Origin of the sequence: Protofrankia sp. CiP1_Cm_nod1 (assembly GCF_920888515.1) — a bacterium.
In the GTDB taxonomy this organism is placed as follows: Bacteria; Actinomycetota; Actinomycetes; order Frankiales; family Frankiaceae; genus Protofrankia.
Genome location: NZ_CAKKTM010000009.1, coordinates 1 through 6,034 on the forward strand (window position 1 = coordinate 1; position 6,034 = coordinate 6,034).

The 6,034-nt window shown below is 74.4% G+C and carries 4 protein-coding genes; 2 read left to right on the forward strand and 2 right to left on the reverse strand.

Translation table 11 applies throughout. From position 1 onward, the window contains the following. Together larC and NBX02_RS00695 are read left to right on the forward strand one after the other, a co-directional pair. Window positions 1–1,021, forward strand: a 1,021-nt coding sequence (gene larC, locus NBX02_RS00690) for a nickel insertion protein (protein WP_250289547.1), incomplete at its 5' end; no start/stop codon positions are given. 191 nt (window positions 1,022–1,212) lie between these two features. After that, a complete protein-coding gene (locus NBX02_RS00695; RefSeq protein ID WP_250289549.1) occupies window positions 1,213–3,522 on the forward strand; it encodes a nucleotide-binding protein in 2,310 nt (769 codons plus the stop codon). Between the two features lie 117 nt (window positions 3,523–3,639). Here the strand turns inward: NBX02_RS00695 and NBX02_RS00700 are convergent, their stop codons facing one another. After that, window positions 3,640–4,830, reverse strand: coding sequence for a geranylgeranyl reductase family protein (locus NBX02_RS00700; RefSeq protein ID WP_250289553.1), 1,191 nt, complete (start codon window positions 4,828–4,830; stop codon window positions 3,640–3,642). 218 nt (window positions 4,831–5,048) lie between these two features. Beyond that, window positions 5,049–6,034 (reverse strand): DUF5926 family protein (locus NBX02_RS00705; RefSeq protein WP_250289552.1); only part of this gene is annotated, 986 nt, incomplete at its 5' end.

Below are 6,034 nucleotides of genomic sequence, written 5' to 3' on the forward strand. Positions count from 1 at the left end.
CGTGGAACTGTGCACGCCGACCGGGGCGGCGCTCGTGGCGGCCCACGCGGACGCGTCCGGCCCGCTCCCGCCGATGCGGGTGCTGGCGGTCGGGGTCGGCGCCGGCCGGCGTGACATCCCGGACCGGCCCAACATCGTCCGGCTGGTCGTGGGGCACGCCCCGCGGCCAGGCCCGCCGGTCCCGGTCCCGATGGCCGGCGTCCGCGCGCACCTTCCCCGCACTCCGCCTTCCCGCGCACCCCTGGGCTCCCTGGGCTCCCTGGGCTCCCAGGACTCCCAGGACTCCCAGGCGCCGGACAGCTTCGCGCCGCGGGAGGCGCCGGACGGTCCCGTGCCGGATGCCGCCGTCCCGGAGGCTCCCGGCACGGGCACCCCCGGCGCGGTCGACGAACTGCTCATCGAGACCAACGTCGACGACCTCGACCCGCGCGCCTGGCCGGAGATCATGGCCGTGCTCCTGGCGGCGGGCGCCCGCGACGTCTGGCTGACGCCGATCCTGATGAAGAAGGGCCGGCCGGCGCACACCCTGTCGGTGCTTGTCCGGGCGACGCACGCCGACGCCGTCCGACGGCTGGTCTTCCTGCACACTCCCACCCTCGGCCTGCGCGAGACAACGGTGCGCAAGCGGGCCCTGGACCGGGCCTTCCGCACCGTGGACGTGGGCGGCGAGACCGTCGCCGTGAAGATCGGCATGCTTGCCGGCGGCCGGGCCGTCACCGCCCAGCCCGAATGGGACGACGTGCGGCGGGCCGCGGCCCGGCTGGGGCAGCCGGCCCGCTGGGTCCTGGCGGCGGCGGCCGCGGCCGCACTGGGCACCGGCGGAGCGTCCCTTCCCCCGGCCAGCCACGGCGACGGTGATGACACCGGCATCAGGGGTATCACCAACATCAGCGGCGGCACCGCCAGCGCGGACGGCACCCGTACCACGGGCAAGATCCATACCACGGGCGGGAGCGGCGCGGCGGACGTCACCGTCACCGGCACCGGTGACGGTGACGCGCGGACCGACATGTCGTCCTGAGCCGTGTCCGGCGCACATCGGCTGGTGGGGACGGCAGGAGACCAGCCGGACGGACTCCCGCGAGCGTGTCACCGGCGTCCAGGCCTATCCGCGGCCCCTGATCGGGTAACCGAACAGGCTGATATGTCAATGTAGTTGGATTTGGATGTAGTGCACCGTGGACGCGAACCGATCGGGGGGAGTGACAGTCGATGTCACCGTCATCGTCCCGCTCCTGCCCGCCGCCGGATCCGGTCGAGCCGGGCAACGAGACCCTGAACGGGGCCTCGTACGCCAGGGAGATCTCGTACACCGCGCAGCCACGGCAGGAGGCCGGGCGACGGGCCGGCGCCACCGGGGATCCGCAGCCGATGAACGGCCTCACACCGCCGCGCATCAGTGTGAACGGCTCCCCCGGCGCCGAGGCTGCCGGGCCGCCAGGGCCGCCAGGAGCACCGGCCCCGTCACCGCCGCGGGCGGCGCCGCCGCCCGTCGCGCCACCCGGTGGTGAACGCGGCTTCGACCCGCTCACCAGCGCGTGGTCGGAGGTGGCCTACCGGTCGTCCTCGTCCTGGCGCTCCTCCGGCCCGGGTACGCCGCCGGTGCCGAACGGCATACCCGGCGGTTTCGCCGTGGTGGACAGGTACACCGCGGTGGACGACGTCACGGCGGGCACTGTCACGAACACCGCCGGGCCGGCCGGCCCGGCGGCCTCGGACGCGCCGGCCGCGAACGGCCGGCCCTGGTTCGAACCGCCGACCTACGATCCGCTGTTCGACCAGGACACGTTCATCAGCGTGCCGCCGCACCCGTCGAGCGACCGTCGCACACGCGCTGTCCCCCTCCGCCACGAGGCACGCCCCGGGGATGCCCGGCGCCCTCCCGAGCCGCCGGACGCCGGTCACGACCATGCCGGCCCGCCGCCCGGCCAGAACCACCCGGAGCAGGACCAACGAGGGCAGGAGCAGGGCACCCAGGGACGGGGGCCGCGGGAACAGGACCATCTGCCGCACACGCTGGCGTCCACGCAGCACCCGGCACCCGTATCGCCGCCACCGCCAGCGGAACCGCCGGTGGGCCCGTCCACCGCGCCGTTCCCGACCGTCCCCGGTGGGAATCCCCTGTTCCCGGACGGCGACAGCCCGCGCGGCGGGCACCGGCCCGGGCCCGGCCAGCCGTTCCCCGGCCCGGCCGGAACGGCTTTCCCGTACCCCGGCAGCCCTTATCCGAGCAGCGAATATCCGGCGCCGCCGCCCGCCCCCCGGCCGGCGGTGGCCGGCCAGCAGAACAACCGGCGGCCACCCGACAGCAATTTTCATGTGACCGGTGGACTCGCGGGAACAAACAGCCGGCGGCCGCCCGACAACGAATTCCAGGTGACCGGTGCACCCGCGGAGCGGAACAACCGGGAAGCCCCCGGCGGTGATCCGGGCGCGGCAGCGGCGAAACTCGGCCCGGCCGCCGCGGGAAATCCCGGGGAACCCCAGCGGCCGGTGCCGCAGGACGGTACGCCCGGCCGGCTCATGACCAGCGCGCTGCTGCCGGCCCGGCCGGCTGTCCCCACCCGGGGCTGGCGCCGGGTTCTCTGCAGAATCTCCGGCGGAAGGGTCAACCCGGGGCTCTCCGCCGACGAGGCCCGCCACCGCCTGCTGGTCGAGCACATCAGCGCTCCTCTGAACGACTGCCACCGGATCGCGGTGATGTCCCTGAAGGGGGGCGTCGGCAAGACGACCACCACGGTGGGGCTGGGCTCGGCCCTGGCCAGCCTGCGCGGCGACCGGATCGTGGCGATCGACGCGAACCCCGACCGTGGAACGCTCGGGGCCAAGGTGCCGCGGGCATCCGAGAACACCGTCCGGGACCTGCTCGACAACGCCGGCTCGGTGGGCCGTTACGTGGACGTCCGCAGATATCTGTCACAGGCCGCCAGCCGGCTGGAGGTACTCGCCTCCGCCAATTCCCCGGAACTGTCCCAGGCGTTCACGGACACCGACTATATGGCCGTCGACGGCATTCTGGAACGGTACTACTCGATCCTGCTGACCGACTGTGGCACCGGAATGCTGCACAGCGCCATGCCCGCCATCCTGGAGCTCGCCGACACGCTGGTGGTCGTGAGCAGTTCCAGCGCGGACGGCGGCTCCTCCGCCAGCGCCACCCTGGACTGGCTGGACGCGCACGGGTACACCGCGCAGGTGAAGAACGCGGTGACGGTCATCTCGACCTTTCCGATGAACCGGGAGTCGGTCGATCTGGACGCGCTCGAACAGCATTTCGCCGCCCGCACCCGCCGGGTTGTCCGGGTACCTTACGACCCGCACCTGGCCGTCGGCGGGAACATTCTCCTCGAAGAGATGCGGAAAGCGACCAGGAAGGCCTTTCTGGAAATCGCCGGCGCGGTCGCCGAGAGGTTCGGCCTGGAAAGCCGGAAGACACCCGGCCAGGCGTCCGGGGCACCCGGGGCGCCGGCCGCTTCCAGGGCTCCCGCCCGACCGGTGGAGCTGGTCGGGCGGATCCGGTAGGGGCCGGCGGGCCCGCGGCGCCGGCCGGGCAGCGGCCATCCGCGAGCTTCCGGTCCGGCATGCGGCGGCGTGCCGCGGGGGCGTCCCGCGGCACGTGCCCTGGGCTGCCTGGGGCGTTCAGCGGGTGATGGCCGCCGTCAACGCGCGGACGCCGGGCCGGCGCAACTGGTTGGCCACCGTGGAACGGCCCGCCAACATCCGTCCGAACAGGCCGAAACCGCCCGGGACAACGGCCAGGGACGCGTACAACAGGCCGGGACGGCGGGCGAAGACCGCCTGCACCTCACGACCGGCGTCCATCTCGGGGCCGAGGGCCGCCTCCACCCGGCGGGGATAGTCGCCCAGCGCGCTCGGCTCACCGGCGGCGGCGCGCGCGGCCGCCTCCCCGGCCAGCCGCCCCGAACGCAGCGCGAAGGAGATCCCCTCCCGCGTCCACGGGTCGAGCAGGCCGGCCGCGTCCCCGGCGACCAGCACCCGGCCACGGCGCAGCGGCGAGCCCACGGCCCGCACCCGCGCGAGATGCCCGGAATCGTGCAGCGGCGTCACCCCGTCCAGGCCGAGCCTGCGCACCACGTCGGCGTAGTAGGCGCGCAGGGCGCCGCCATCGTCCCGTGAGCCGATCACACCGACGGTGAGGATCTCACCCTTCGGGAACAGCCAGGCGTACGAGCCGGGTACCGGGCCCAGGTCGATCAGCATCCGGCCGGCCCAGCGGCGTGCCACTGCGGCGTCGACCGGGAACTCGCCCTCCAGACCGACGTCGACCTGGTCGAGACGGACCCCGACATAGGTGCCGACCCGCCCGGACGTGCCGTCGGCGCCGATGACCACCCGCGCGGCGACGTCCGGGCCACCGCGTACCGTCACCGCGACCCGGCCGTCCGGAACATGACCGTCCACGACACGGCCGGCCGCGATGCCGTGGCCGTCGACGGCATCGTGCTCGCGTATTCCCGTGACGTGGACGCCGGTCCGGATGACCGCCCCGGCGGCGTGAGCCGACCCGACCAGCGCCCGGTCGAACTCCGAGCGCATCACCATGGACAGCATCGGCCGGCCCGGCCGACGGCGGGTACGCGCCAGCCGGCCGTCGAGTGCGACCGTGAGCTGGTCGACGCTCGCGCGGGTCAGCCGTGACAGGTCGATACCGGCATGATCGATCGACAGGCCGACCAGGCCGCCGCCGCAGGTCTTGTACCTGGGCAGCTCGGCGCGTTCGAGCAGGCACACGGTGGCACCGGCCCGGGCCGCCGCGCGGGCGGCGCTGGCCCCCGCCGGACCGGCACCGACGACGACCACGTCGAACATGCCACCGGCCGGCCCCAGCCGATCGGTAGCGGTAGCGGTAGCGGTGCGATCATGCCCGTCCTGTGCCGTCGACGGCCGGGCCTCGCCAACCACCGGCCGGTCAGGCGGGCCGGACGAACTGGGCGCGCCGGGAGAACCGAGCGAGCCGGGCAGGTCGTCGGACGGGCCGGGAAGGTCGTCGGACAAGCCGGGCAGGTCGTCGAGCGGGCCGGGCGGCATCAGCGCAGCGTGAGGGTCCGGCCGACCACACCGGCGCGTACCCGGCGTTCCGCCGGGGTGAGCGGGGTACGGTCGGCAACCGCGCTTTCCAGTTGATCGCGCAGCGTAGCGGCTGCTTCCTCGCAGCTCGCCGCGTCGGCGTCCGGCGCCAGATCCCACACCGGAACGACCAGGCCGTCCACCCGGAGCGAACCGACAAAACGGGATCCGTCACCCACAGTAAGAATATTGGCCGCCGCGAGCCGGGTGAGAGCGTCCAACAGCGGCTCCTCGTCGTACGGCTGGACCCAGCGCAGATGCGCCCGCTCCCCCGGGCGGCACCAGTAGGCCGCGTCCACCGAGGTCAGCCGGGCCGTCGGGACCACGGCTGCGTTCGCCCGCTCCAGCAGGGCCACAACCTGTGGATCCGGGCTGCCACCGTCCTGCGACGGCGGGAGCCACCAGGTGAACCCGGCGTGGACGGTGATGTCCAGCGGCGCGGGATCCAGCAGGTCCACCAGGGTCGGAGCGGCCCGGCCGCCGTCCGCCCGCGCGCTTCCCGCCGGGGCGGGCCGCGGGATGACCGGCGTGCCGGGATCCGCGTCGAGAGCCTCGAGCAACGCCCGGGCGATGTCCGCGCCCGCGTCGTCGCTGACGGTACCGGTCTGCATCGCCAGCAGGATCTCCCCGTTGTCCCGGACGAGCGCAGGCACGGCCTGCGGCAGCATCGTGCTGAGCACGATGGAACGGCCGGCGTGCTCGGGATGCTCCTGGAGGTGACCGGCGGCCAGCGTCAGCGGGGCGGTCGCGCTGGGCACCAGCTCACGCAGAGCCACCAGATCCGGCTCATCGGCCCGGCCGGCGAAGGGCCGCAGGACGGGCGCAGGGCGCCGCCGCACGCCGTGGCACGCCTTGTAGCGGCGCCCCGAGCCGCACGGGCAGGGGGACCGCGGCCCGACGGCCGGGAGCTCACCCGGCCCCGGCCGGGAGGCGGCCGATCCCGCCC